This is a genomic window from Mycobacterium sp. NGS51 (assembly GCF_059812525.1).
In genome coordinates this window covers 1-25,219 of sequence record NZ_JCALCV010000013.1, presented here as the reverse complement: position 1 = coordinate 25,219, position 25,219 = coordinate 1, and the positions used below count along the sequence as shown (strand labels likewise).

General features: G+C 64.7%; 26 protein-coding genes and 1 other RNA gene. 14 read left to right on the top strand and 13 right to left on the bottom strand.

Annotation, left to right across the window (positions count from 1 at the left end):
* Positions 1–12: 12 nt before the first annotated feature.
* The 3 genes from AC5Y5W_RS16405 to hisN all read right to left on the bottom strand — a co-directional run bounded on the left by AC5Y5W_RS16405 (position 13) and on the right by hisN (position 3,532).
* Positions 13–1,224: an acyl-CoA dehydrogenase family protein gene (locus tag AC5Y5W_RS16405; protein ID WP_500011545.1), complete on the bottom strand. Its 1,212-nt coding sequence runs from the start codon at positions 1,222–1,224 to the stop codon at positions 13–15.
* Between the two features lie 28 nt (positions 1,225–1,252).
* Entirely contained in the window at positions 1,253–2,641 is a 1,389-nt protein-coding gene (locus tag AC5Y5W_RS16400; RefSeq protein WP_500011543.1) for an acyl-CoA dehydrogenase family protein, read from the bottom strand.
* Between the two features lie 96 nt (positions 2,642–2,737).
* Positions 2,738–3,532, bottom strand: a complete 795-nt coding sequence (gene hisN / locus AC5Y5W_RS16395; RefSeq protein WP_500011541.1) for a histidinol-phosphatase — start codon at positions 3,530–3,532, stop codon at positions 2,738–2,740.
* Positions 3,533–3,547: 15 nt separating this feature from the next.
* Between hisN and AC5Y5W_RS16390 the strand changes: the two genes are divergently transcribed.
* The 3 genes from AC5Y5W_RS16390 to AC5Y5W_RS16380 all read left to right on the top strand — a co-directional run bounded on the left by AC5Y5W_RS16390 (position 3,548) and on the right by AC5Y5W_RS16380 (position 5,364).
* Positions 3,548–3,904 (top strand): hypothetical protein, encoded by a 357-nt coding sequence (locus AC5Y5W_RS16390; protein WP_500022396.1) that lies wholly within the window; start codon positions 3,548–3,550, stop codon positions 3,902–3,904.
* A gap of 76 nt (positions 3,905–3,980) precedes the next feature.
* Complete coding sequence (locus tag AC5Y5W_RS16385; RefSeq protein ID WP_500011537.1) at positions 3,981–4,898, top strand: Rieske (2Fe-2S) protein; 918 nt, start codon at positions 3,981–3,983, stop codon at positions 4,896–4,898.
* Entirely contained in the window at positions 4,885–5,364 is a 480-nt protein-coding gene (locus tag AC5Y5W_RS16380) for a hemerythrin domain-containing protein (RefSeq protein ID WP_500011536.1), read from the top strand. The genes AC5Y5W_RS16385 and AC5Y5W_RS16380 overlap by 14 nt, the downstream gene beginning before the upstream one ends.
* 3 nt (positions 5,365–5,367) lie before the next feature.
* On the opposite strand, the gene AC5Y5W_RS16375 is transcribed toward AC5Y5W_RS16380, so the two are convergent.
* The 7 genes from AC5Y5W_RS16375 to AC5Y5W_RS16345 all read right to left on the bottom strand — a co-directional run bounded on the left by AC5Y5W_RS16375 (position 5,368) and on the right by AC5Y5W_RS16345 (position 15,500).
* Positions 5,368–6,480, bottom strand: a complete 1,113-nt coding sequence (locus AC5Y5W_RS16375; RefSeq protein WP_500011534.1) for a tellurite resistance/C4-dicarboxylate transporter family protein — start codon at positions 6,478–6,480, stop codon at positions 5,368–5,370.
* Positions 6,467–7,219 (bottom strand): respiratory nitrate reductase subunit gamma, encoded by a 753-nt coding sequence (narI, locus tag AC5Y5W_RS16370; RefSeq protein WP_500011532.1) that lies wholly within the window; start codon positions 7,217–7,219, stop codon positions 6,467–6,469. Before narI ends, AC5Y5W_RS16375 begins: the two co-directional genes overlap by 14 nt.
* Entirely contained in the window at positions 7,204–7,845 is a 642-nt protein-coding gene (gene narJ, locus AC5Y5W_RS16365) for a nitrate reductase molybdenum cofactor assembly chaperone (RefSeq protein ID WP_500011530.1), read from the bottom strand. Before narJ ends, narI begins: the two co-directional genes overlap by 16 nt.
* Positions 7,842–9,464, bottom strand: coding sequence for a nitrate reductase subunit beta (narH, locus tag AC5Y5W_RS16360; RefSeq protein WP_500011529.1), 1,623 nt, complete (start codon positions 9,462–9,464; stop codon positions 7,842–7,844). The genes narJ and narH overlap by 4 nt, the downstream gene beginning before the upstream one ends.
* Complete coding sequence (locus AC5Y5W_RS16355; RefSeq protein ID WP_500011528.1) at positions 9,464–13,240, bottom strand: nitrate reductase subunit alpha; 3,777 nt, start codon at positions 13,238–13,240, stop codon at positions 9,464–9,466. Before AC5Y5W_RS16355 ends, narH begins: the two co-directional genes overlap by 1 nt.
* 187 nt (positions 13,241–13,427) lie before the next feature.
* Complete coding sequence (locus AC5Y5W_RS16350; protein ID WP_500011527.1) at positions 13,428–13,889, bottom strand: carboxymuconolactone decarboxylase family protein; 462 nt, start codon at positions 13,887–13,889, stop codon at positions 13,428–13,430.
* A gap of 243 nt (positions 13,890–14,132) precedes the next feature.
* Positions 14,133–15,500, bottom strand: coding sequence for an FAD-dependent oxidoreductase (locus AC5Y5W_RS16345; RefSeq protein ID WP_500011526.1), 1,368 nt, complete (start codon positions 15,498–15,500; stop codon positions 14,133–14,135).
* Positions 15,501–15,580: 80 nt separating this feature from the next.
* On the opposite strand from AC5Y5W_RS16345, the gene prfB reads away from it, so the two are divergent.
* The 9 genes from prfB (at position 15,581) to ssrA (ending at position 22,499) form a co-directional block, all read left to right on the top strand.
* Positions 15,581–16,687, top strand: coding sequence for a peptide chain release factor 2 (gene prfB / locus AC5Y5W_RS16340; RefSeq protein ID WP_500011525.1), 1,107 nt, complete (start codon positions 15,581–15,583; stop codon positions 16,685–16,687).
* On the top strand, positions 16,677–17,654 hold the full coding sequence (locus AC5Y5W_RS16335) for a mechanosensitive ion channel family protein (RefSeq protein ID WP_500011524.1): 978 nt from the start codon (positions 16,677–16,679) through the stop codon (positions 17,652–17,654). The genes prfB and AC5Y5W_RS16335 overlap by 11 nt, the downstream gene beginning before the upstream one ends.
* Before the next feature lie 29 nt (positions 17,655–17,683).
* Entirely contained in the window at positions 17,684–18,130 is a 447-nt protein-coding gene (locus tag AC5Y5W_RS16330) for an Rv3103c family proline-rich protein (RefSeq protein WP_500011735.1), read from the top strand.
* Positions 18,131–18,175: 45 nt separating this feature from the next.
* Positions 18,176–18,865 carry a cell division ATP-binding protein FtsE gene (ftsE, locus tag AC5Y5W_RS16325; protein ID WP_499886280.1) on the top strand — a complete coding sequence of 230 codons (690 nt, stop codon included), beginning with the start codon at positions 18,176–18,178 and terminating at the stop codon, positions 18,863–18,865.
* Positions 18,866–19,759: a permease-like cell division protein FtsX gene (ftsX, locus tag AC5Y5W_RS16320; RefSeq protein WP_500011523.1), complete on the top strand. Its 894-nt coding sequence runs from the start codon at positions 18,866–18,868 to the stop codon at positions 19,757–19,759.
* Between the two features lie 2 nt (positions 19,760–19,761).
* Positions 19,762–20,253 (top strand): SsrA-binding protein SmpB, encoded by a 492-nt coding sequence (smpB, locus tag AC5Y5W_RS16315; protein ID WP_500011522.1) that lies wholly within the window; start codon positions 19,762–19,764, stop codon positions 20,251–20,253.
* A complete protein-coding gene (locus AC5Y5W_RS16310) occupies positions 20,250–21,098 on the top strand; it encodes an EamA family transporter (RefSeq protein WP_499886282.1) in 849 nt (282 codons plus the stop codon). Before smpB ends, AC5Y5W_RS16310 begins: the two co-directional genes overlap by 4 nt.
* 22 nt (positions 21,099–21,120) lie before the next feature.
* On the top strand, positions 21,121–21,942 hold the full coding sequence (locus AC5Y5W_RS16305; RefSeq protein ID WP_500011521.1) for a maleylpyruvate isomerase family mycothiol-dependent enzyme: 822 nt from the start codon (positions 21,121–21,123) through the stop codon (positions 21,940–21,942).
* A 189-nt stretch (positions 21,943–22,131) separates the two neighbouring features.
* Positions 22,132–22,499, top strand: a transfer-messenger RNA (tmRNA) gene (ssrA, locus tag AC5Y5W_RS16300).
* Positions 22,500–22,738: 239 nt separating this feature from the next.
* Here ssrA and AC5Y5W_RS16295 read toward each other — a convergent pair.
* Positions 22,739–23,080 carry a DNA-binding protein gene (locus AC5Y5W_RS16295; RefSeq protein WP_500011520.1) on the bottom strand — a complete coding sequence of 114 codons (342 nt, stop codon included), beginning with the start codon at positions 23,078–23,080 and terminating at the stop codon, positions 22,739–22,741.
* A gap of 19 nt (positions 23,081–23,099) precedes the next feature.
* On the opposite strand from AC5Y5W_RS16295, the gene AC5Y5W_RS16290 reads away from it, so the two are divergent.
* Both AC5Y5W_RS16290 and AC5Y5W_RS16285 read left to right on the top strand, forming a co-directional pair.
* The gene (locus AC5Y5W_RS16290; RefSeq protein WP_500011519.1) at positions 23,100–23,315 is read left to right on the top strand and encodes a hypothetical protein; all 216 of its coding nucleotides are present in this window, start codon (positions 23,100–23,102) and stop codon (positions 23,313–23,315) included.
* A 137-nt stretch (positions 23,316–23,452) separates the two neighbouring features.
* A complete protein-coding gene (locus AC5Y5W_RS16285; RefSeq protein ID WP_500011518.1) occupies positions 23,453–23,671 on the top strand; it encodes a hypothetical protein in 219 nt (72 codons plus the stop codon).
* Between the two features lie 415 nt (positions 23,672–24,086).
* Here AC5Y5W_RS16285 and AC5Y5W_RS16280 read toward each other — a convergent pair whose 3' ends face one another.
* Both AC5Y5W_RS16280 and AC5Y5W_RS16275 read right to left on the bottom strand, forming a co-directional pair.
* Positions 24,087–24,302: a hypothetical protein gene (locus AC5Y5W_RS16280; RefSeq protein WP_500011517.1), complete on the bottom strand. Its 216-nt coding sequence runs from the start codon at positions 24,300–24,302 to the stop codon at positions 24,087–24,089.
* A gap of 5 nt (positions 24,303–24,307) precedes the next feature.
* Entirely contained in the window at positions 24,308–25,162 is an 855-nt protein-coding gene (locus AC5Y5W_RS16275) for a RelA/SpoT-related domain-containing protein (RefSeq protein ID WP_500011516.1), read from the bottom strand.
* Positions 25,163–25,219: the final 57 nt, after the last annotated feature.

Here is a 25,219-nt window from a genome sequence, read left to right as displayed (position 1 = left end):
AGGTTCAGCCGGCTACTTGAGTTCCGAGGACGACAGTCCCAGTAACCGTCGCGCCACCACCAACTGCTGGATCTGCTGGGTGCCCTCGAAGATGTCCATGATCTTGGAGTCGCGCGCCCACTTCTCCAGCAGCGTCTGCTCGGAATAGCCGGTGGTGCCGGCCATTTCGACGGCTTTGCAGGTGATGTCGCTGCCCACCCGGCCGGCCTTGGCTTTGGCCATCGATGCTTCTTTGGAGTTGGGGATACTGTTGTCGGCCTGCCATGCCGAGCGCACCGTCAGCAGATAGCCGGCCTCCCAGTCGGCCTCCATCCGTAAAAACTCCGCGGCCGGCGCGCTTTGGGCGTGCGACGGCTTGTCATAGGAGATCTCCACGCCGGACTCGGTCAGGACCTTGCGCAGTTCTTCCAAGGCCGCGCGGGCGACGCCGACGGCCATCGCCGCGACGACCGGGCGAGTGTTGTCGAAGGTTTCCATCACCCCGGCAAAGCCCTTGCCCGTTTGGATCTCGGGATTGCCCAGCAGGTTGTCCTTGGGGATGCGGGCGTTGTCGAACCGGATCACCGCCGTGTCGGAGCCTTTGATGCCAAGCTTGTTCTCCAGCCGTTCCACGGTGACACCGGGGTGCTCGCGCGGCACGATGAACGACTTGATCGCCGGGCGGCCCAGCGACTTGTCCAGCGTTGCCCACACCACGATGTGGGTGGCGCGGGAACCGGCAGTGACGAAGATCTTTTCGCCGTTGATCACGTACTCGTCGCCGTCGAGCTTGGCGGTTGTCGACACCGCCGCCGAGTCGGAGCCGAACCCTGGTTCGGTGATGGCCATCGCCGCCCACACCCTGCCCAGGCGTTGCAGCTGCTCATCGGTGGCCACGCCGGAAATCGCGGCGTTGCCTAATCCCTGATACGGGATCGACAGCATCATCGCGGCGTCACCCCAACTGACCTCCAGGGCCTGGAGCACAGCCGCCATGTTGGCGCCGTTGCGGTTCTTCTCTTCGCTGCTTTCACTGCCGCGAAACGCGTCGGCTCCGGCCATGCCGAGGGTGTTGGATGCCGCGGCGCCCTCGTACATGTGGGTCAGGGTGTCAAGCTCGACCGGGTAGGCGTGCTCCTTCAGGTCGTATTTGCGCGCGATCGGCCGCATGAGCTCGGCACCGGCGGAATGAGCGTTGTCGATGACCGCGTGCATCTTCTTGGGAAGTTCCAGATTGATTGCCATGATCAGACTTTCGGTTGCGGGGTAAGACTCAGATGACTACAACGCCCTCGGCGACGCCGATGGCCCGCAGGTCGCGGTACCAGCGTTCGACGGGGTGTTCCTTCGTGTAGCCGTGGCCACCGAGCAGCTGCACGCCGTCCAGACCGATCTGCATGCCCTTGTCGGTGGCCAGCCGCTTGGCCAGCGCCGCTTCGCGGGTGAACGGCAGACCTTGTTCGGCACGGGCCGCGCCGCGCCAGGTGATCAGCCGCATGCCGTCGAATTCGATGGCGATATTGGCGCACATGAACGCCACCGACTGCCGGTGAGCGATCGGCTCGCCGAAGGCTTCGCGTTCTTTGACGTAGGGGACGACGTAGTCGAGCACGGCATGGGAGGTGCCGACGGCCAGCGCGGCCCACCCCAGCCGCGACAATGCGATCGCTTCCGAATAGTCGGCGTCGCTGGCGTCATCTTCGCCGAGGCGGGCGCTCAGTGGCACCGACACCTTGTCCAACTCGACCTGACCCAAGGCCGCGGCGCGGATGCCCATGCTCGGGTCGGGCTTGACAGTCAGACCCTGAGCCGACGACTCGACGATGAACAGTGCCGGCCTGCCATCGAGTTGTGCTGCCACGATGAACAATTCGGCATCGGCGGCCGCTGGAACCAGCGACTTGACGCCCTCGAGCCGGTAGCCGCTGGGGGTGCGGGTCGCGGTGGTCTTCAGGTTGGTCGGGTCGAACAACGCGTGTGGTTCGGCGATCGCCACGCAGGCCTGTGGGACGTTGTCGCCCGCGAACTCCTTCAGGTAGGTGGCCTGCTGATCGGCGCTGCCCCAATGGGCGAGCGCCGCGGCGACCCCGGCCGGGGCGAGAATCGGCAGCGCCAGTCCCATGTCGCCATACGCCAGCGCCTCGGCGACGAGCACGTTGGTGACACTGGAGCGGTGCTCGGCGATGCCGTCGAAGTCCTCGGGGACGTTGACGGCGGTGATCCCTAACTCTGCCGCCTTGGCGACCAGATCCGGGGGATAGGCCGCTGCCTCGTCGGCGTCGTGGGCGGCCGGTCGCAGGATCTCCTCGGCGAACTGCTCGACGGTTTCGACGATGAGCTTCTGATCATCGTCGGGCGTCAGGTCGAAGTAGTCTTTGCCGCTTGCCTTCAGCCGCGTCGGCCCGCCGCGAAGCCCTTGGACGCGTTTGAACTGCCGATTGGTGGCGCCGGCGGCCGAAAACACCGTCTTGACGCCATAGCGCAGCGTCCGATTGAGCGGATCGCGCAAGCGGTATTTGTCCAAGAACTCTTGGCCGAGCAGCGGCGTGAGCAGCGCCATGCCGATGTCGATGCCGGATCGCTTGTGCTTGTGCTCACCAACGGCGGTCTTACGGCCGGTTCGCTTGGGTCGTCCATTGGTCGCGGGGAGGGTGTTGGTCATATCAGCAGCCTTTTATTGAGCACTGTCGTTGGGCTAACGCGCCCTATCTTACTCTGGAGTAAGATAGATGTACCTGTTAAATACTTCACACCGCTGCTAGCTGCGCAATCGCCTCAGCACCTCGTCGTGCAGCGAGCCGTTGGTGGCCACCACGCTGCCGCCGTGAGGGCCGGCGGTGCCGTCCAAGCTGGTGAACATTCCGCCCGCCTCCCGCACCAGGATGTCCAGCGCGGCTAGGTCCCAAACCGAGACTTCGGGTTCGGTGGCGACGTCGACGGCACCCTCGGCCACCAGGCAGTACGACCAGAAGTCGCCATAAGCCCGCACCCGCCACACCGCGTCGGTCAGCGCGACGAAGCGCTCCCGCAGACCGCGCTGCGCCCACCCGGACAAGCTGGAGAAGGACAGGCTCGCCGCGCTCAACTCTGCTACCGAGGACACCGTGAGCCGCCGCGGTGCCGAGCCGCCGACCGTCGCAAATGCACCCGCACCGCTCGCCGCCCACCACCGCCGCTGCAGCGCCGGCGCGCTGATGACGCCGACGGTGGGGACGCCATCGTCGAGCAACGCGATCAGGCTGGCCCATACCGGCACCCCGCGGACAAAGTTCTTGGTGCCGTCGATCGGATCGACAATCCATTGCCGCCCGGTCATCGTGGTGGATCCGCCGAATTCTTCGCCCACGATGCTGTCGGTGGGCCGGTCCCGTCCGAGCGCTTCGCGCAATTCGGTTTCGACCGCCCGGTCTGCGTCGGTCACCGGAGTGAGATCAGGTTTGGTGTCGACCTGCAGATCCAGCGCGCCGAACCGGGTCAGCGTCACCGCGTCCGCGCGGTCGGCCAGGGCCAACGCCACCGCGAGATCGTCGTCGGCATGGGCTAGGGGCGTCATTCCTGCAGTCCTACCATGGGCGGGGTGTGGGAATTCGGTGTGCTGTTACTGCTGATTGCGATTCTGGCCGTGTTTTTAGCCCCGCGGTTCATCCGGCGCGGGCCACGCGGGCACGCGGTGAACGGCACACTGCTGGTCACCGGTGTCAGTCCACGACCCGACGCCACTGGTGAGCAGTTCGTCACCATCGCCGGCGTGATCAACGGGCCGACCGTCAACGAACATGCTGTCTATCAGCGCATGGCCGTCAATGTCGATGACTGGCCGACGATGGGTCAACTGCTGCCGGTGGTGTACTCGCCGAAGAATCCGGACAACTGGAGCCTCGCGCCGTCCGAGCCGCCGAGCCCTCCGAGCACATCCGCGGATTGAACGAATCGCGTCCAGATTTCGTGCACAGCATGTGGGACTCGGCGAAGTAGGGAGTCGTCCGTCTGCGACACGTCGCGTGCGTCAAACCGGGGCGTACGTCACCGCCGCGCTGGGACGTCAGGAGTGGTTGGATCGGCCGAGCTATCGGCTCGAGCACGCTTTGGCGTTTGTGTTCGCCGCCTGTGGTCGCCACCGAGAACGGGTGAGCAACGCATTGCACGGAACGTGGCTGGGCCATCCGCTGCACCCGGCGTTGACGTCGCTGCCAATCGGAGCGGTGGCAACGACGGTGGCATTAGACGCGGCAAGTGTGCTGCCGGGTCGTGCCGCAGGATTACGTGCCGCGTCACGGTTGACCTTAGGTGTCGGGATTGTGGGAAGCCTGGGCGCGGCGGCTACCGGCCTCACCGATTGGCAGCACACCCACGAACGCCCGCGCCGCATCGGTGTGGTACATGGCGCATTCAACGTCCTCGCCACCGCGCTGTATCTGGCCTCCTGGTGGGATCGCGGCCACCGCAGGCACTTTCGGGCAATCGCCGGTACTGCGGTCGGCTACGGCCTCACGCTTGGCAGCGGCTACCTGGGGGCGACGTTGGTGTATGGATCCGGCGTCGGCGTCGACCACTCCGGCGCGGGGCTGAGCATCAAAAACTGGACGCCGGTTCTGCCAGTGACGGCGCTGGACGAGCAGCCACAACGGGTGGAGGTGGCCGGCGTGGGCGTGGTCCTGTACCGGAACGATGGTCAGGTGCTGGCGGTTAGCGAGCGTTGCCCACATCTGGGTGCGCCAATGGCTGATGGCTGGATCGACCGGGGCCGCATCGTGTGTCCCTGGCATGGTTCACGGTTCGCGCGTGGATCAGGCGAAGTGCTGCGGGGACCCGCGACGACGGCGCTGCACTGCTATGCGACTCGGGTCCGCGGTGGCCTGGTCGAGGTGTGCGGCGTCGCTCCGGCACTGTCGAAGGAGTACGGCGATGAACGCCTATGAGGTCCTCTGTGAGCACCACATAATCCTCCGCGGGTTGTGCAGGAAGATCACGGCCATTCCGCGCGAATCTTCAGAGCGTCGGCAGGCGCTCGATGACCTGCTGATGGAGTTGGACATTCATATGCGCATCGAGGATGACTTGTTTTATCCGGCCGTCTCGGCGGCGAGCGATCTCGTTGCGATTGCCCATGCTGAGCATCGCCAGGTGTGGGATCAGCTTGCCACCCTTTTGCGCACGCCTCGGACAGCACCTCGGTACGACGACGAATGGTGTTCGTTTGTCACAGTTTTGGAAGCGCACGCTAGCGAAGAGAAACGCGATTTGTGTCCGCCGCCGGTGGCGGTGGATGAGGAGGTGCTCGATGGGTTGGGCGATGAAATGCTCAAGCGCATCGAGCAATTACGGGGTTCCACGCTCGAAAAGCTTCGGGTGAGCGGGCGCGCTGCCTTGCTTCGCGCGTTGTGATCGTCACGTGGTGCTGCTGGCCCGGGTGGTTGCCTGGTCGCTGAGATCGAGTTGCGGCGATTTCCGCCACCTGAAGCCGACGGTGGTGATCAGATGGTGCACCATCGCGGCAAATGTGATTGCCCAGGCGGCCAGGCCAATCCAGCTTTCGTCGGCGCCGATGTACTCCACGATCGGCAGCTGATCGGCCTTGCCCAGGTAGTCGCCGGCCACCCCGTACATGCCCAGCGGGAACACTACGCTCCACAGCGGTCCCTCGTAGCGCAGCGGAATGCGATGCACCACGTGCTTCCACACGCCGGCGGCGATCAGCGGTGGTATCAGCCAGGTGCCGAAAGCCCAGAACACCACCGACGTTCCGGCGATAAGCGCGCGGGTGGCGTCGACCATCGGCGCGGACGCCATTTCCGCGATCCGGGCGCCAGCGACGACGGTGATGGCAGTGGCGCCCATCGACACCCAGTACGGTGGGGTGAGGTCTTCGGGGCGCAGCCCATAGAGCAGGATGCGAGCGCCGACGAAGATGCCGGCGGCAGCGTAGAGAAAGACGCCTACCGACCAGGAGAACACCGCGAGCAACGCCAATTCCCGTCGGCCCGTTTCCAGTTCGGGCTCCAACGCTGCGGCCAGCACAGCGACCGACTCGCTGGCGACCACCCAGATGAACCAGCTGCCGTTGGCGTGCTGCAACACCGGCCGGTGGGTGGTGCGCACCACCGCGGCCCACGGCACGACGTAGCCCAGGACCAGCCAGGCCAGCCACCCGACAATCAGCAGCGCGGACGCGAGCCGGTAGTGCGTGTCGATGGCCAGTCGGGTGCCCAGCACGTCGGCGGCGGCGACGAACGTGAACAACCCGAATGCGCGGCGCGGGTCCCGAAGGTCGGCGGTGAACTCCGTTCGGTAAGCGATGATCCGTGCCGCGGTCAGGGCAATAAGGACGACAAAGGCGACGCCGGCCAGCCACAGCAACGCCACCGAGAGAATGTCAACACGGTGATTGTGCAGCGCGATCGACACGATGCCGGTGGCCATCACCAGCGCGAAATAGCCCGGGTTAAGCGTTCGTACCGCTTCGCAGATGCCGGTCGTGCCGCCTGCCTCAGTAATGGACACCAATCTTCCGCCACCTCCGCCCGCCGGTGCCCGGCTCTTCCGGTGGCCCGGCGACACGACTGCGGATGACAATATAGGGCCGCCACAGGTACCACAGCGGGTAACTCCATGCATGCACGAGGCGGCTGAACGGCCAGACGATGAAGATCGCCCAGGACGCGACGGCGTGCACCTGGTAGAGCACCGGCGCGCTGGTGATCGCCTTGACGTTCGGGTGGAGGGCGAACAGGCTGCGGAACCAGACCCCGACGGTGTTGCGGTACTCGTAGTGCGAGGTGTCCTCGATGCCCAGGGTCAGGAAGATACCGAGGAGCACAATGATGCCGAGCAGGATTAGCGCCAGGTAATCGACGGCGCTAGTGGTGGCGCGTACCCGCGGGACAGCGGTGCGGCGGAAGGTCAGCACCGCAGTGCCGATAAGGATGCCGATCGCGGCGGCCGATCCGGCGACGGCGGAAAAGTCCTGATACCAGGTTTCGGGTATGCCGAGCCAGTCGGTGACCGATTTCGGCACGAGGATGCCGAGGATATGCCCTCCGATAGCGGCGAACGTGGCGTAGTGAAACAGCGGCGAACCCCATTTGAGCAGTCGACGCTCCTGCAGTTGGGTCGAGCGGCTGGTCCAGCCGAACTGGTCGTATCGCCACCGCCAGATGTGACCGACTACAAAGACGACGATCGCGATGTACGGCAGGATGACCCACCACCACAGGTTCCACGTGGTTATCTGTCGTAGCATCGACCGTCTCCGCTCCCGGCTCCGTAGCCGGACAGGTATTCCGGCGGTGCGAACGGCTCCAACCCGACGTCCTCGCGGGGCGGGCCAGACTCCCAGGCGGCCCGCACCTGGTCCAGTTCGCGCTTGCCGAGGCCGGGCAGGTCGGCGATCACGGCGCCAACCAGATCGGCGTACGGCGACTCGGCTTTGGATAGGTTGCGCCGCAGCAACTCCAGGTCGCCGCGATGTCCAGACAGTAGCCGCTGTCCTCTGGGACACAGCGCGGCGAAGTCCAGCACCATCGGCAGGTAGTCGGGCAACTCGTCGTCGGACGGGATGAAACCGGCATCGCGGTAGGCGGCCTTGAAGATGACCATCGCCATGCCGCGTTTGCGGGTGTCGCCGTAGCGGTAGTAGGTCAGATACAGCGTGCACTTCCGGTGCAGATCGAAGGTGCGCACGTAATGCTGCGCGACCTGGTTCGCCGGTGTGGCGCGCAGCCAGCCGAGAAACCGGCCGAACGCCTCGCGCGCCGGTTTAGGATTGGCGCCGGCCGCGAACGCGTCAAGGGTGTCGAGTCCGTCGAAGAGCGCCGTCGTCGGGTACTGCAGTAACACCGACGCCAGTTTGGCGGTCTGGGTGTTCATGCCGGGCCCGCCTGCGGGAACATCCGGGGATCGCGGTCCGCGCCGTTCCAGTTCAGCAAATTGAGACTGGTTGTCCCGCTGCTGGTTTCGGTGGGAGTGGGCATTGGACGATAGGAGCCGACGCCATGCGGGCCGGGCGGACCCATCCCGCCCATGCCGGGGCCGCCGTCGGTGTCGAGGCTGCAGAACAGCTGCTCGTGCTGGCCCATCAACCGTCCTGCCTCCTCGGTATGAGCGGGCGGAATCACGTAGCGCTCTTCGTATTTCGCGATGGCTAACAGTCGGTAGAGGTCCTCGAGGTCGTCGGTGGTAGCACCGACGGAAGCGGGCAGATCTTCGTCGACGTCCAGGCCGAGTTGCCCGGCGCGCTGAATGGCCCGCACGGCGGCCAGCTTGCGCAGCACCGTGCGCACCACCTCGGCGTCGCCGGCGGTGAACAGGTTGGCCAGGTATTCCACCGGGATACGCAGCGCGTCGATCGTCGCGAACACATTGTCGGGATTGTTCTCGTCATAGCCGGCCGCGTTGACGACGTCGGCCACGGGCGACAGCGGCGGGATGTACCAAACCATCGGCAGCGTGCGATATTCCGGATGGAGGGGCAATGCGACCTTGTGCCGCACCGCCAGCTCGTAGACCGGGGAGCGCTGCGCGGCCTGAATCCAGTCGTGTGGGATGCCCGCGCGCGCCGCCTCGGCTTGCACGGTCGGATCGTGCGGGTCCAAAAAGACGTCGAGCTGTGCTTCGTAGAGATCCTGCGCATCGGGTGTGGCGGCGGCGTCGAGCACCTTATCGGCGTCGTAGAGGAACAGGCCCAGATAGCGCAGCCGGCCGACACAGGTTTCCGAGCAGATCGTCGGGAGCCCCTGTTCGGTGCGCGGATAGCAGAACGTGCACTTCTCGGCTTTGCCGGTGCGGTGGTTGAAATACACCTTTTTGTACGGACATCCGGACACGCAGAATCGCCAACCGCGGCAACGATCCTGGTCTACCAGCACGATCCCGTCGTCGGCGCGTTTGTACATCGCCCCGGACGGGCAGGACGCGACGCACGACGGGTTGAGGCAGTGTTCGCAGATGCGGGGCAGGTAGAACATGAACACCTGCTCGAACTCCATCTTGACCTGCTCCTGCAGGCCGGCCAGGTTGGGATCATCGACGGCAAGTTCCGGCGCGCCAGCCAGATCGTCATCAAAGTTGCTGCCCCACTTCACGTTCATGTCGCGACCGGTCAGCGCCGAGATCGAATGTGCGCTCGGGTTCGCGGTGCCCAGCGGCGCGTCGATCACGGTCTGGTAGTCGTAGGTGAACGGGTCACCGTAGTCGTCGATGCTGGGCAGGTCGGGGTTGTAAAAGATCGAGAGCAACTTACGCAGCCGCCCGCCCGCCTTGAGCTGTAGTCGGCCTTTGCGGTCTAGCGTCCAGCCGCCGTGCCACTGTTCCTGGTCCTCGTAACGCTTGGGATAGCCAATGCCCGGCTTGGTTTCGACATTGTTGAAGTAGACGTATTCGGTGCCCGGCCGATTGGTCCAGACCTGCTTGCAGGTGACCGTGCAGGTATGGCAGCCGATGCACTTGTCCAGGTTCATCACCATCGCCAGCTGGGCCATCACCCGCATCAGTACTGCACCTCCTGCGAGCGGCGTCGGATGACGGTGATCTCGTCGCGTTGGTTGCCGGTGGGACCGAAATAGTTGAAGCCAAAGGACAATTGAGCGTATCCGCCGATCATGTGAGTCGGCTTCATGGTCAGCCGGGTCAGCGAGTTGTCGCCGCCGCCGTGCCAGCCCGACACCTCGGATTTCGGCGTCATCAGATGGCGGTCCATCGCGTGGTACATGAACACGGTGCCCTTGGGCATCCGATGGGTGACGACGGCCCGGCAGGCCACCACGCCGTTGCGGTTGTAGGCCTCGATCCAGTCGTTGTCGGCGACCCCGATGACGGCAGCGTCCTGGGGGCTCATCCAGATCACCGGCCCGCCACGGAACAGCCGCAGCATATGCAAATTGTCTTGGTACTCCGAGTGGATCGACCACTTGGAGTGCGGGGTCAGGTAGCGCACGGTGATCTCGGGCCGGCCCTCCTCACCGAGCGCCTCGTCGCCGAAATGCCGCGCGTAGTTCAGCGGCGGCCGGTACACCGGAAGCCATTCACCGTATTCGGCCATCCAGTCGTGGTCGAGGAAGAAGTGCATCCGCCCGGTCAGCGTGTGCCAGGGCTTTTTGCGTTCGACGTTGACGACGAACGGCGAGTAGCGTCGTCCCCCGGTCTCGCTGCCCGACCACTCCGGTGACGTGATCACCGAGCGCGGTTGGACCTGGGTGTCGTGGAAGGTGATCCGCTCCCCGGAGCGCTCCTCGGCCAAGTCAGCCAACACCACCCCGGTGCGTTCCTCCAGCGCCTGCCAACCCTGCACGGCGACCCGGCCGTTGGTGGTGCCAGATAGCGCCAGGATCGCCTCGGCCATATGAACATCGCGGGCCAACGACGGCCGCCCGTCGGCCACACCCCCATGCACGATGCCGTTCTGCCGGCCAAGCCAGTTGACCGCTCCCAACGGTTTCCACGCCACCCCTTTGGTCGCGGTGCCCGCGGTTTCGACCAACGGGCCCAGCGCGGCCATCTTGGCGGCGACCGCGGTGTAGTCGCGTTCGATCGTCACCAATTTCGGCATGGTCTTGCCGGGCAGCGGCTCGCATTCGCCGTAGCGCCAGTCACGCACCACGCCGCCGGGCTGGGCCAGCTCGTCGGGACTGTCGTGGGTCAGCGGCGCCGCGATCACATCGGTGCGGGTGCCCAGATGCGTGGCGGCCAGCCGAGAGAAGTCGCGGGCGATGGTGGCGAACGTGTCGAAGTCGGTGCGAGCGTCCCAGGGCGGAGCGATGGCAGGATTGAACGAGTGCACGAACGGGTGCATGTCGGTGGTGGAGATGTCGTATTTCTCATACCAAGTAGCGGCTGGCAACACGATGTCGGAATAGGTGCAGGTGCTGGTCATCCGGAAGTCGACGGTCACCGCCAAATCGAGCTTGCCGCGCGGCGCCTCGTCGCGCCAGCGCACTTCGGTCGGACGCAGCTGCTCGGGAGACTCGTCGGCGCGTACGGCGTTGTGGGTGCCCAGCAGATGGCGCATGAAGTACTCCATGCCCTTGCCCGATGACCCCAGTAGGTTCGCCCGCCATACCGTCAGCACCCGCGGGAAGTTCACCGGGTTGTCCGGATCCTCGCCGGCGAAATGTAAACGATCGCTTGTTAATTCGCCGACCACATAGTCGGCGACGCTTTTGCCGGCTGCCGCGGCCGCGTCGGCCAGGTCCAAGGAGTTGCGGTCGAAGGTAGGGAACGTGGGTGTCCAGCCCAGCCGGGACGCTTGGGCCAGCGCATCAGCATTCGCCTTGCCCCGAAACAGCCCGCGGCCCAGCGGAGTTGACAGTTCGTCGGCGCCGAACTGCTCGTAGCGCCACTGGTCGGTGTGCAGGTAGAAGAACGACGTGCCGGTCATGTGCCGGGTCGGGCGTTGCCAGTCCAGCCCGAACGCGACCTGCTGCCATCCTGTTAGCGGGCGCACCTTTTCCTGCCCGACATAGTGCGCCCAGCCGCCGCCGTTGACGCCCTGACAACCGCACAGCATGGTCAGCGTGAAGAAGGTGCGGTAGGTCTGATCGGAGTGAAACCAGTGGTTGGTGCCCGCGCCCATCGCGATCATCGACCGGCCCTCGGAAAGCTCTGCGCTGCGGGCGAATTCGCGCGCCACCCGTGCGGCGGCCGCAGCCGGTACCGAGGTGATCGCCTGCTGCCACGCCGGCGTGTAGGGCTGGGAGGCGTCGTCGTAGCCGGTCGGCCACTCGCCGGGCAGCCCGTCGCGGGGCACCGCATAATGCGCCATCAGCAAGTCGAACACCGTCGTCACCAGCCGGTCCCCGATCCGCATTACCGGAACGCCGCGGCGGATCGCGCCGCCGCCCTCGGTCTCGCCGATATCGAAGCGGGGCAAGTCCACGGCGACCGCCTCGTCATAGCGGCCGTGCAGCGTCAGCACCGGGTCGACGTCACCGAGGTCAAGATTCCACTTGCCCATGCCGGCGTCGGTGAAGTGATCGGCAAGGGTGCCGTTGGGGACGACGGGTTCCCCTGTCCCCGAGTCCAACAACACGGTCTGGTGCACCGCGCGCTCGTCGTCATGGCCGAGATCGGCGGCAGTGAGGAACCGGTCCGGGACGTAAGCATCCTCACGTTTGCGCAATGTCACCAAAAACGGCAAATCGGTGTAGGTCTTCACGTACTGCTGGAAGTAGGACACCTGGCGGTCCCGGAAGAACTCGGAAAGCACCACATGCCCCATCGCCATCGCCAGCGCGCCATCGGTACCGGGCGCGCAGGCCAGCCAGTCGTCGGCGAACTTGGTGTGGTCGGAGTAATCGGGGCTGACGACGACGACCTTCTGGCCGCGGTAGCGGGCCTCGACCATGAAGTGGGCGTCGGGTGTACGGGTGATCGGCAGGTTAGTGCCCCAAATGATGAGGTAGGCGGAATTCCACCAGTCACCGGATTCCGGCACGTCGGTCTGGTCGCCGTAGACCTGCGGGGAGGCCAGCGGCATATCGGCATACCAGTCGTAGAACGACAGGATCGTTCCGCCGATCATCGACAAAAACCGGGTGCCGGCCGCATAGGACACCTGCGACATCGCCGGAATCGGCGAGAACCCGACCACCCGGTCCGGGCCGAAGGTCTTGATCGTGTGCACGTGCGCGGCCGCGATCAGCTCACTGACCTCGTCCCACGTCGTACGCAAAAACCCGCCCTTGCCGCGATTCTCCTTGTATCGCGCCGCGCGGTCGGGGTCGCCGGTGATCTCCGCCCACGCCTCGACCGGATCCGCTAGTCGCGCGCGAGCTTCGCGCCACATCTCCAGCAGCGGCTGGCGGATGTACGGGTAGCGCACCCGCGCCGGCGAGTAGGTGTACCAGGAAAACGACGCGCCCCGCGGGCAACCGCGCGGCTCGTATTCGGGGCTGTCCGGGCCCACCGACGGGTAGTCGGTGGCCTGGGTCTCCCAGGCGATGATGCCTTCCTTGACGAACACCGTCCACGAGCAGGAGCCGGTGCAGTTGACCCCGTGGGTCGAGCGGACCTCCTTACCGTGTCGCCACCGCTCGCGGTAGAACTCCTCGGCGCCACGACCGCCGCGACGATGCACCTCGCGGTGGTCGGCTGTGGGCGTGCCCGCGGTGAAGAACTGCGCCTTGCGCAACAACGATTCGACGGGTTCGCCGCCGGGCAGCAGCGGTGCCAGCACGCCGCGCGGAGGCCTGCCGTCGCCGTGCTCGTCACTTACTGTCGGTCGAGGATCGATTGCCGTCAATCCGCTCACCCCGGCTCTCTCGCGCATCGCCCTACGCCGATCCGGGGGGATCGACGCCGGCGACACCTCCGGTCGAGCAACAGATCCCGAGCGTTCAAACCGTTAGGTGTCGCTTCGATTCCGCTGATAACACCAGCACCTCTCGGTATACCACTGGTCGCCGCGAAAAATAGGGAGGTTGCTGATCATTTCTACAGGTTGTGCATGTGAAAATTCAGGAACCGACGGGCATGTCGGGAAGTCGCTGATGCGTCGCGACCGCAAGCCGGTTCCACACGTTGATCGTCGCGATGGCCATCAGCAGGTGAACGATTTCGGCTTCGGCGAACTGCGCGGCGACGTCGTTCCAGACCGCGTCGGGCACGCCCGCATCGCCGATGCGGGTGACTGCTTCGGTCAAGGCCAATGCCGCGCGCTCGGTATCGGTGAACAATTCCGGTGCTTCGCGCCAGGCGGACAGGACGTCGAGGCGTCGCTGGTCCTCACCGGCTTTGCGGGCGTCCCGGTTGTGCATGTCCAGGCAGAAGGCGCACCCGTTGAGCTGCGAGGCACGGATTTTGACCAGTTCGTACAGCCGCGGGTCCAGTCCACTGTTGCGGACGTAGCGCTCCATCGCCAGGACAGCCTGATAGGCCGTGCCGTCGACGCCGTGGACATCGAGACGTTGGTGTGACATATGGGCTCTCCTTTCGGTGTTCGCGGTCTAACCGAGTTGCTCGAGCGCCAATTCCATACGGCGCGCGGAGATTTCGGGTGTGGTGGGGTGGTACATGCCGTTTCCTTCCGTCGAACCCGCCCCTATCAGCCACGTTAGTTCTTATCGCGGCCGTTTGATACCCGCCGCCGAATCGGGCAGTTCTGGGCGTGTCGATGACGACGCCAGAAGCGTTGTAATAACGCAGAATTGGCGTTCGCGAAGTTAGCCGTGGCTGATGTGCAGCATCTTGGCCAGGCTGGACAGCTTGACGCGCGGTCGCCCGTGCGGCTCGCCGGCCGAGCGTTCGTACTCGTCGATCAGCTTCCAGTGCGCGTCGGTGACTAGCTTCGGTTGACGCGAGGCGAGCCACTCGGCGAGTTTGTCGGCGTGGTCTGCGCCGAAATCGGCGGGGCTGGCTTTCGACAGATCATCGAGCAGCGCGTCGACGGTGTCTTGCGAATCCTTCTTGTTGGTGCCGATCACCCCGGTCGGACCGCGCTTGATCCAGCCGACGACGTACTCGTTGCGGCTGTCCGCCACCCGGCCGCCGCTGTTCGGGATGATTCCGCTTTTGTCGTCAAACGGCAGTCCGGAGGTGGGCACGCCGCGATAGCCCACCGAGCGCACCACCAGCTGCACAGGTAGCTCGTCGCGCGCGCCGGTGTCCTTGGCCACCACGCGCCCGCTCTCGTCGCTGACCAGCTCGTTGCGCCCCAGCACGATATGTTCGACTTTCCCGTCGCCCTTGATTTCGATGGGGGAGGTAAAAAACCGGAAGACGAGTCGGCGGTTACTCGGGCGGGGCTCACGGCTCGCATAATCCCGCAGCACGGTGATGTTCTGCTTACACGTCTTGCCGACCGCGGCGGCGTCCTCGTCGCTGATGCCTTCGAGATCCGCGGGATCGACCACCACGTCGACTCCTTGCAGAGCCGCGAGCGTGCCCAACTCACGCAACTCCAGCGTCGTGAACGCGGTCTGCAGCGGACCGCGACGGCCGATGACCACCACTTCCTGGACACCGCACGGGCGCAACGAATCCAACGCGTGATCGGCGATGTCGGTGTGGGCAAGCTCGTCGGGGTCGCTGACCAGAATGCGGGCGACGTCGAGTGCGACGTTGCCGTTGCCGATGACCACCGCGCGCGCGCCGGACAGATCGGGCGACATCTGCTCGAAGTGCGGATGAGCGTTGTACCAGCCCACGAAGTCGACGGCGGCGATGCTGCCCGGCAGCTCTTCACCGGGAATGCCCAGCGAGCGGTCGGATTGCGCGCCGGTCGCATAAATCACCGCGTCGTAGCGCTCGGCCAGCTCGGCGGCCTCGATGTGTTCGCCGATCACGACGTTGCCGAAGAAGCGGAAGCGCGGGTCGTCGGCCGTCTTTTCGAACTGCTTGCTGATCGACTTGATCTTGGGATGGTCAGGCGCGACGCCCGAACGCACCAGGCCCCACGGCGTGGGCAGCATCTCCAGCATGTCTACCGCCACGTCCACGTCATCCGAGGAGTCAGCGGCCTTCAGCAGCGACGCCGCCGCAAAGAACCCGGAGGGACCGGAGCCGACAATCGCGACGTGATATGGGCGCATAATCCTCGATGCTAAACGTCTGCCCGGTTCGGCCGCCGCTGGTCGCACCGTCTATCTCGACGCCGGTAACGTGATCAGCTGTGGAACCCGACCGCCAGGCCGACCTCGCCGCCCTTGACTCCACCCTGACCACGGTGGAGCGGGTGCTGGACGTCGAAGGTCTGCGCTCTCGCATCGAGAAACTCGAGCACGAGGCGTCCGACCCGAACCTGTGGGACGACCAATCCCGCGCGCAGCGGGTGACCAGCGAGTTGTCGCACGCCCAAGGCGAGCTTCGGCGTGTCGAGGAGTTGCGCGGCCGACTCGACGACCTGCCGGTGCTCTATGAGCTGGCCGCTGAGGAAGGCAGCGCAGACGAGCTCGCCGAGGCCGATGCCGAGCTCAAGGCGCTGCGTGTCGACGTCGAGGCCATGGAGGTCCGCACTCTGCTGTCCGGCGACTATGACGAGCGTGAGGCGCTGGTCACCATCCGCTCGGGTGCGGGCGGCGTGGACGCCGCCGATTGGGCCGAGATGCTGATGCGGATGTATATCCGCTGGGCCGAGCAGCACAAGTATCCCGTCGAGGTGTTCGACACGTCCTACGCCGAAGAGGCCGGCATCAAAAGCGCGACCTTCGCCGTGCACGCTCCGTTCGCCTACGGCACGCTGTCGGTCGAACAGGGCACCCACCGGCTGGTGCGGATCAGCCCCTTCGACAACCAGAGCCGACGCCAGACGTCGTTCGCGGAGGTGGAGGTGCTTCCGGTGGTGGAGACCACCGATCACATCGACATCCCCGAAGGCGATGTCCGTGTCGACGTCTATCGCTCCAGCGGCCCGGGCGGCCAGTCGGTGAACACCACTGACTCCGCGGTGCGGCTCACCCACGTTCCGACCGGCATCGTCGTCACCTGTCAGAACGAGAAGTCGCAGCTGCAGAACAAGGTTGCGGCGATGCGGGTGCTTCAGGCAAAGTTGTTGGAGCGCAAGCGCTTAGAAGAACGCGCTGAGCTTGACGCGTTGAAGGGCGACGGCGGCAGCTCTTGGGGTAACCAGATGCGGTCGTACGTGCTGCACCCGTATCAGATGGTGAAGGATCTGCGTACCGAGCACGAGGTGGGCAATCCGGCGGCCGTGCTGGACGGCGACATCGACGGGTTCCTGGAAGCGGGAATCCGGTGGCGTAACAGGCGAGATGACGACTGATAGCTACCTGGCGTTTTCGATGGCCGACCACTGGCACAACTTCTGGCGTGGCGATATCGGCGGGTGGATCATCACGAAGGGTCTGCCGATCACTCTGCTGGTAATCGGCTGGCTGTTGGCGGCCCGTTTCATCACGTGGGCGGTAGGAAAAATCACTCGACGCCTCGAGGTGGGCTTCCAGACTGGAGACGCGCTGGTGCGCTCGGAGGTCTCCAAGCATCGCCAAGCGGCCGCATCGGTGATCTCGTGGGGACTGCTCGTGCTGCTCGGTGTGCTGGTGACGATCAAGATCACCAACATCCTGAACATCCCGGTCGGTTCTTTGGTGGCGCCCGCCGCGGTGCTGGGTGCCGCACTGGGCTTCGGTGCCCAAAAACTGGTACAGGACCTGCTCAGCGGGTTCTTCATCATCACCGAAAAGCAATATGGTTTCGGTGACTTGGTGCAATTGAGCATGATCGGTGCGCCCACCGAAGCGCTCGGGACGGTGGAAGAGGTCACCTTGCGGGTGACCAAACTGCGCACCGCCGACGGTGAGGTGTTCACCGTCCCGAACGGCAATATCGTCAGGTCTTTGAATCTGTCCAAGGACTGGGCACGCGCGGTCGTCGACATCCCTGTGGCGACCACCGCTGACCTCAGCCTGGTCAACGACGTGTTGCACGAAGTTTGCGAGAAGGCGATCGAGGACGACGCCCCGCTGCGGGATTTGCTCTTGGACGAGCCATCTCTGATGGGAGTGGAAAGTATCGAAGTCGACACGGTCAACCTGCGGATGGTGGCACGCACCCTGCCCGGTAAACAGTTCGAAGTGGGGCGGCGGCTGCGGGCCCAGGTGGTCCGGGCCCTGGCGCGGGCGGGAATCGTCACCACGGGCGACGCAGCCCCGAGCATCGGGGCTTTGGCCGATCCGGCGACCGCCGACGAGGCCGGGGGAGAAACGCAGGGGCCGGTGCAGACACGGTGAAGTTCAAGCCCCGAGACCTCAAAGACATTGTGAAGCTTTGGCTCACCGACACGTTGAAGTTCAAGCCGGCGAAGGACGACGATGGCAAGCGCGGTTGGCCGGGGTATTTGTTCGGCGGTCGTGTCCGCACTTCCACCGTCGTCCTGGTCGTCGCCTTCTGCGCAGTGTGGTGGACCTACGACACCTACAAACCCGCTCCGCAACCGCCCGCGCGGGCCCCACAGGTGGTACCACCAGGGTTTGTACCCGACCCCAACTACACCTGGGTGCCCCGCACCCGGCTACAGCAGCGACCGTCCACCGTCACGGTGACCCCGTCGCCGCCGACAACGACGACACCTCCGACCACGGCCACCACCGCGCCGCCCCCGCCACCTTTCCAACTGCCGGTTCTGCCGCCGCCCTTCGGTCCGGGCACGACGACCACATCGGAACCGCCACCGCCCGAACCGCCTCCGGCGCCACCGCCCAGGTAGCGTCGCGCGACTTATCAAAACTCCCGGTTACACTGGCGTGCCGTGATGATCACCCTCGACCATGTCAGCAAGCAGTACAAATCGTCGGCGCGCCCAGCGCTCGACAACGTCAACGTCAAGATCGACAAGGGTGAATTCGTCTTTCTGATCGGCCCGTCGGGCTCCGGCAAGTCAACGTTCATGCGGCTGCTGCTGGGCGCCGAAAATCCCAGCACCGGCGACGTGCGGGTGTCGAAATTTCATGTCAACACGCTGCCGGGACGTCACATCCCGAAGTTGCGGCAGGTGATCGGCTGTGTTTTCCAGGACTTCCGGCTGCTGCAGCAAAAAACGGTGTTCGAGAACGTCGCGTTCGCGCTGGAGGTCATCGGCAAGAAGCGTGAGGTGATCGTCCGGGTGGTGCCCGACGTGCTGGAAATGGTCGGCTTGTCCGGCAAGGCCAACCGCCTGCCGCACGAACTGTCCGGCGGTGAGCAGCAGCGGGTCGCGATTGCGCGCGCATTCGTCAACCGGCCGCTGGTGCTGTTGGCCGACGAGCCCACCGGCAACCTCGACCCGGAGACCAGTAACGACATCATGGATTTGTTGGAGCGCATCAACCGCACCGGGACCACCGTGCTGATGGCCACCCACGACCACCACATCGTCGACTCGATGCGGCAGCGCGTGGTGGAGCTGTCGTTGGGCAGGCTGGTGCGTGACGAGCAGCGTGGCGTCTACGGGATGGACCGCTAAGTGCGATTCGGCTTCCTGTTCAACGAGGTCCTGACCGGTCTTCGCCGCAACGTCACCATGACCATTGCGATGGTCCTGACCACCGCCATCTCGATCGGGCTGTTCGGCGGCGGGCTGCTGGTGGTGCGGTTGGCGGAGCACTCCCGCAGCATCTACCTCGACCGGGTGGAGACGCAGGTGTTCTTGACCGAGGACATCTCGGCCAACGACCCGACCTGCGACAGCGCCGCGTGCAAGGCGCTGCGCGAGAAGATCGAGACGCGTGACGACGTCAAATCGGTGCGGTTCCTCAACCGCGACGAGGCCTACGACGATGCGATCCACAAGTTCCCGCAATACAAAGACGTGGCCGGCAAGGACTCGTTTCCGGCGTCGTTCATCGTCAAGCTGGAAAACCCGGAGCAGCACAAGGGTTTCGACGCCGCCATGCAGGGGCAGCCCGGCGTGCTCAACGTGCTCAACCAGAAGGACCTGATCGACCGGCTGTTCGCCGTGCTGGACGGTCTGAGCAACGCCGCGTTCGCCGTGGCGTTGGTGCAGGCCATTGGGGCGATTCTGTTGATCGCCAACATGGTTCAGGTGGCGGCATATACGCGGCGCACCGAAGTCGGAATCATGCGCCTGGTCGGCGCCACCCGCTGGTACACCCAGCTGCCATTCCTGTTGGAGGCGATGCTGGCCGCCACCGTCGGCGTGGTCATCGCGGTCATCGGGCTGATTCTGGTGCGCGCGCTGTTTTTGGAGAATGCGCTCAACCAGTTCTATCAAGCCAATCTGATCGCCCGGATCGACTACGCCGACATCCTCTACATCTCGCCGATTCTGCTGGTTGTCGGCGCGGCGATGGCCGGGCTGACGGCCTATGCGACGTTGCGCGTATACGTACGGCGGTAGCGGTGGCGAAAAAGCCAGGCGCGTCCAAGCCGGGTAGGAATGTCGTAGCCACCAACCGCAAGGCTCGGCACGACTATTCGATCCTGGAAGTGTTCGAGGCCGGGGTGGTTTTGCTCGGCACTGAAGTTAAAAGCCTGCGGGAGGGCAAGGCATCTTTGGCGGACGCCTACGCCACCGTCGACGACGGCGAGGTTTGGCTTCGCAACCTGCACATTCCCGAGTATCACCACGGGACCTGGACCAACCACGAGCCACGTCGAACCCGCAAATTACTGCTGCACAGGCGCCAAATCGACACACTGATCGGCAAGATTCGAGATGGTAACCTCGCCCTGGTGCCGTTGTCCCTGTATTTCTCCGACGGAAACGTCAAAGTAGAGCTGGCGCTTGCGCGCGGTAAACGGGCCCATGACAAGCGTCAGGATCTGGCCCGCCGCGACGCCCAGCGCGAGGTGGAGCGTGCCCTCGGTCGGCGTGCTAGGGGCATGAACTGATCGGCGCCGCGTACGCCCAGCTGTCCGCGGTCAGCTACGGCGTCAGCGACTTCGTCGGGGGAGTGGCTTCCCGGCGGGTGGCCGCGCTGCGCGTCATGCTGGTGTCCTACCCGATCGCGGCGGTGCTGTTAGGTGTGCTGGCACTCAGCACCGGCGGCCCGGTCCACGCCGGCGCCGTCGTGTGGGGCTCGCTGTACGGGATCAGCCAGGCGGTTGGTGTTTTTTGGTTCTTCACCGCGCTGGGCCTGGGGCCGATCTCGGTGGTCTCGCCGCTGGCGGCGGTGCTCAACGCGGCCGTTCCGGTAGCCGCCGGTGTGGCACTGGGGGAGCGGCCGGGCCAGATGGCCACCGTCGGTGTCGTGGTGGCGATGATCGCGGTGTTCCTGGTCGGGCGGGAGTCGCCGGACGACGAGGACGTCCGTACCCATCGGTTCACCCGCAAAGTGGCCTGGCTGACCATCGGCGCCGGGGTGGCATTCGGTCTGGACTTCGTGCTGCTGCATCAGGCTCCGGTGGAATGCCGGCTGTGGCCGCTGTTTTTTGCGCGGGCGTCAGCCACCGTGTTGGTCTTCGTGTTGGCGGCGGCGACCGGCAATTTTCAGGCCCCGACGAAGACGCCGCTGCGGCTGGCGGTCGCTGCGGCGCTGCTGGACACCTGCGCCAATGTCGCGATGCTGATGGCGTTGCATGCCTGGCTGCTGTCGTTGGCCAGCATGCTGATCTCGCTCTATCCCGCGGCCACGGTCGTGCTTGCGATGGTGGTGCTGCGTGAGCGGGTGACCCGATGGCAGGCGGCCGGCATGGCGCTGGCGATGGTGGCGGTGGGGTTGATCACCGCCACCTGACGCGCGGCTAGCATCAGGCCGCATGAACGCGGTGACTCAGCTTGACAAGTCCGACGTGCTTTCGGGGTTGTTCGCTTCCTGGGATGCATTGGATCGATTGCTGACCGGTCTGTCCGAGCAGCAGTGGCGGACGCCGACGCCGCTGCCCGGCTGGAATGTGCACGCGGTGATCGCACACATCATCGGTACCGAATCGGCACTGATGGGAGTGCCGACGCCCGACGTCAACGTGCCCGCACTTGAGCACGTGCGCAACGAGTTCGGTGCGATGAACGAGTGCTGGGTGCGTCACCTCAGCGCCGAGTCCGGCGCCGACCTACATCAGCGGTTCCTGGCGGTGACGGGCGATCGGCGCAAGCAGTTGACCGACATGTCCGACGACGAGTGGGCGGCCGTGACGCAAACGCCGGCCGGCCCGGACAGCTACGGGCGGTTCATGCGGGTGCGGGTCTTCGACTGCTGGATGCATGAGCACGACATCCGCGACGGACTGGGGTTGGCGGCTTCGGATGCGGACCTCGACGGTCCGGCGGCGCGGCTGGCGCTCGACGAGATGGCCGCGGTCATGGGGTATGTGGTGAGCAAGCTCGGCAAGGCACCCGACAGGTCACGAATCGCCATAGAGCTGACCGGTCCATTGGCGCGGGTGATCCGGGTTTCTGTGGACGGCCGTGGCCGGGTGGTCGACGACTTCGGTGGCGCGGAGCCGACGGCGACGATCCGGTTGGATGCCCTGCTGTTCACTCGGTTGGCCGGTGGGCGAGTGGCCGCGGCACCCGTCGAACTCGGCGGGGACAAAGACGTCGGCGGGCGCATCGTCGAGCACCTGAACTACGTGATCTGAGCCACTGGCTGGGTTCGGAGCCGCGCGACCGTGCGGTTTCATCCGCGACACGCCGCGGCAGGCGTATCGATTGGCACAGTCGGGACGCCTTGCTGCCGCGGGCCGACGCGGCCGGGATGAATATTGACTGGCCTGTTGTTTTAAACCGCGTACCATTGAATGTCCTGCCGAAATTCGGCGGGGATGCGAGGGGCTGAACGGTTTCGACTTCGCGCATCGAATCAAGGGAAGCGTGCCGGTGCAGGCAAGAGACCACCGTAAGCGTCGTTGCAACCAATTAAGCGCCGATTCACATCAGCGCGACTACGCTCTCGCTGCCTAAGCGACGGCTAGTCTGTCAGACCGGGAACGCCCTCGGCCCGGACCCTGGCATCAGCTAGAGGGATCAACCGATGAGTTCGGTCGCGGGACTTATCGGGACATACACAGCGACTGGGATCGTCATCTCGGCTGGTTCGCGTGACCGGGAGATCCGAGTAGAGGCATAGCGAACTGCGCACGGAGAAGCCTTGAGGGAATGCCGTAGGACCCGGGTTCGATTCCCGGCAGCTCCACTAAGAAGACATGCGGGGTCGATCCCGCTGGGCGCACTGTCGCGTGACGATATCGCTCGCTGGCTGGAAACCATGCGCGCCGCAGGTGGCTTTCCGGCAAAACGATCGCCAACAAGCACGGATTGCTCTCAGCCGCATTCAATGCTGCGGTGCGCGCCGGCCACATTGCTTCCGACCCAGCCGCCGGCGCACGACTGCCGCGCACCGAGCGTCCCGAGATGCGGGCCGGCTAAAGCCAAGATCTACCCGACTTCATGACGCACAAACTCGTCGAGCACCTGGCGCGACAGCTTGGACACGCTCATCTTGCGTTCGGCAGCGATCGCTTGGAGCTTGTCTCGCGTGGACTCCGAGACGCGTACCTGAACGACTGGCGAATGCTTGGCTCCACCAGACAGCGACTTGCCTCCCGGGATCAGGCCGCGTTCTCGTGATGTGCGTTCGAGTTCCTCGGCCATCTCGGCGGCGCGGGCTTCAGTGAGTCGTTCGCCGTTGACGTAGACCACTTCCTTGTCGAGGTCGATGTCGGAAACGTCCACATCATCTCCGATTACATAGTCCGCAGGGTTGCGCTTCTTGCTCATCGGGTCCACTCCTTCGGTAGTGCGTGGAAAAGATCAGGTCACCGTTGTCGGCTTCGACAGCTCCTACCTCAAGGAGGCGGCCGCTGGTGTCTCGGCCTTCGTAGATCAGCGACTCGTCGTCGCGAATCTCGGGAACGCTGCAGTGGCGCATAGCCGCGACGATGCGGTGCTTGCCGACACGGTGTTTGCGTCCGCTCTGGGTGATCCTGATCCGCTGCACATAGCCAATATGTAATGCATACTCGTCCATAATAACGAGTATGCATTACATATTCGCAAAATTTTCTACTGAAAGCTGCTGCCACGAGCGTATCCACTGCCTTGCCCGCTATCAGGGCGTGGGCGGTCCGAACATGGGATGGCCGCGCCAACGTGCGCCGCAACCTCATCGTGGCCGTGGCACACATCTTCGCGATCATCGCCGCGTCTCAGTTGGCGTTCCCGGACCTGCCTGAGCAGGGCACCGTCGCGCTGGCCGCCGCTACCCGCGTCCTCACCAGTTTGAGCGTGTTTCTTGCATCGACTGCGGTGGGCAAGATCGTCGGCGTCGTGCAGGCCAAGAAGAGCGCCGAGGTCGCCGATGCTCGCTGAAGCCAACTCGCTGGTGGCCACACTCGCCACACCGTCGGTGCCGGCGCATGGATCGGGCGCCACGCAGGGCTACGCCAGGCCGAGGCCGCGGTGACCGCCGCGAAAAGCCTCAGCCCGCCAGGCCTTCACCGCCGACTGGAAAGCATTCTCCGAAGCGCTGCAGAAGCGTCTCGCCGCGGTCGAAAGCCGATCCGGGACCACCGAAGTCCGGTTGGAAGCCGCCGAGATCCCGCGCCGCAGCCGCCGGGGTCTGTACGGGCCGCGGTCCGCTACGTGCGCAAACTGGTCGCATGGTGTGAAGAGCGTTGGCCAGGCGAGCATCTGCCGCCGCCTCCACGCGAACTCGAAGGTGAACTGTGCCTCCTATTACCCCTGTGGCGCTCGCAGATCGGATCACCGTCACGACGCGTGGCGTTTAGGTCGCCGCAAGTTCCTTGCCTGTGAAATAGCGCGAGTGAGTGCGTTGCAACGACTCCAGAGAACGACTGGTGAGAGCCGCAATTTCTACGTCCTCATCGATGCGTTCAGCTTCAAGCTGGAGTCGATACCGCATGGCGTCCTGAGGGTCGACAAACTCGCGTACCCGCCGTTCGCGGGTACGCCGGTTGTACTCGATGACAAAGCCGGGCATATCAATCAACTCCCATCTTGATCGAGCATACGTCGCAGATCCTCGATCATGTCCAGGTACTCAGCTTGCAACGCATCACGCTCGGCAGCTGCCTTCTCAAGGCGCCGTGTGAGCCGCTTGATTTGGATGCTCATCCTCAACCGCCGTATGGGAAATAACAACATGGTCGGTGCTGGCAGCGTCGCGCGGAGCTCCCGTAGGCTTTCTCGTGTCGTTACTGCCTTCTGCTGCGCGCGTTCACCACGGCCCAAAGAAGCGGATAGCTTGTGCATGCTCTCCACCAAGTCACGGGCCACTCCGTCTTCAGGCATCTCGTCGTACCGAATGCCACGGCCGAAGCGGTCGCCAAGCCGTTCGTAGGTGTTGGCCCAGGCGCTCTGCGCAACCGTCCGGATCTGAACCTCTACCCGCCCTGCGGGAAGTCGCAGCCACACATGGACAGCTCGATATCCGCTGTGCGGCCTGTCTCGAAGGTCTCGTACGCGCGACCTTTCGCCGAAGTATGCTGCAATCTCTTGGGCGAGCTGGGTTTGCTCGTCAAGTGTGATATCAGCGTCGATACGCACACCGGCCATGTCTTGGACCTCGTCGAGCGTCATACTTTGTTCACGCCGCAACTTCTGCACCAGGGTGTCGATAGTCTTCGGTCGTGCGGTGACATCGAACAGGTTAGTAGAGCAGGTCTGCCAGGTAGTCGTGAACAATATTGCGGCAACCTCAGCTGCAAGCTCGTTATGCCAGAGCATCACCTCGTCGTATCTAGTGTCCACTTCCGGCGTTCGCTGATCGGAAACCAGGGCCTCACCAAGTCGTCTAAGCTCGCCCCTGGTCCACGCGGGATTACTGTTGATGATGCTCATCAGCTCTTTTGTATCTCAACCGCTCTGGTCCTTGAGATTCCCCGAAGCCGGGCTCCG

Excerpts from the sequence above, each read along its gene's own strand:
- narH (WP_500011529.1), bottom strand. The coding sequence starts at position 9,464 with ATGCGGGTGATGGCCCAGCTGGCGATGGTGATGAACCTGGACAAGTGC.
- AC5Y5W_RS16400 (WP_500011543.1), bottom strand. The coding sequence starts at position 2,641 with ATGACCAACACCCTCCCCGCGACCAATGGACGACCCAAGCGAACCGGC.
- AC5Y5W_RS16405 (WP_500011545.1), bottom strand. The coding sequence starts at position 1,224 with ATGGCAATCAATCTGGAACTTCCCAAGAAGATGCACGCGGTCATCGAC.
- AC5Y5W_RS16350 (WP_500011527.1), bottom strand. The coding sequence starts at position 13,889 with ATGTCACACCAACGTCTCGATGTCCACGGCGTCGACGGCACGGCCTAT.
- AC5Y5W_RS16380 (WP_500011536.1), top strand. The coding sequence starts at position 4,885 with ATGAACGCCTATGAGGTCCTCTGTGAGCACCACATAATCCTCCGCGGG.
- AC5Y5W_RS16295 (WP_500011520.1), bottom strand. The coding sequence starts at position 23,080 with ATGAGCAAGAAGCGCAACCCTGCGGACTATGTAATCGGAGATGATGTG.
- narI (WP_500011532.1), bottom strand. The coding sequence starts at position 7,219 with ATGCTACGACAGATAACCACGTGGAACCTGTGGTGGTGGGTCATCCTG.
- ftsE (WP_499886280.1), top strand. The coding sequence starts at position 18,176 with ATGATCACCCTCGACCATGTCAGCAAGCAGTACAAATCGTCGGCGCGC.
- narJ (WP_500011530.1), bottom strand. The coding sequence starts at position 7,845 with ATGAACACCCAGACCGCCAAACTGGCGTCGGTGTTACTGCAGTACCCG.
- AC5Y5W_RS16305 (WP_500011521.1), top strand. The coding sequence starts at position 21,121 with ATGAACGCGGTGACTCAGCTTGACAAGTCCGACGTGCTTTCGGGGTTG.
- hisN (WP_500011541.1), bottom strand. The coding sequence starts at position 3,532 with ATGACGCCCCTAGCCCATGCCGACGACGATCTCGCGGTGGCGTTGGCC.
- AC5Y5W_RS16335 (WP_500011524.1), top strand. The coding sequence starts at position 16,677 with ATGACGACTGATAGCTACCTGGCGTTTTCGATGGCCGACCACTGGCAC.
- AC5Y5W_RS16390 (WP_500022396.1), top strand. The coding sequence starts at position 3,548 with ATGGGCGGGGTGTGGGAATTCGGTGTGCTGTTACTGCTGATTGCGATT.
- AC5Y5W_RS16280 (WP_500011517.1), bottom strand. The coding sequence starts at position 24,302 with ATGCCCGGCTTTGTCATCGAGTACAACCGGCGTACCCGCGAACGGCGG.
- AC5Y5W_RS16275 (WP_500011516.1), bottom strand. The coding sequence starts at position 25,162 with ATGAGCATCATCAACAGTAATCCCGCGTGGACCAGGGGCGAGCTTAGA.
- AC5Y5W_RS16355 (WP_500011528.1), bottom strand. The coding sequence starts at position 13,240 with ATGCGCGAGAGAGCCGGGGTGAGCGGATTGACGGCAATCGATCCTCGA.
- AC5Y5W_RS16345 (WP_500011526.1), bottom strand. The coding sequence starts at position 15,500 with ATGCGCCCATATCACGTCGCGATTGTCGGCTCCGGTCCCTCCGGGTTC.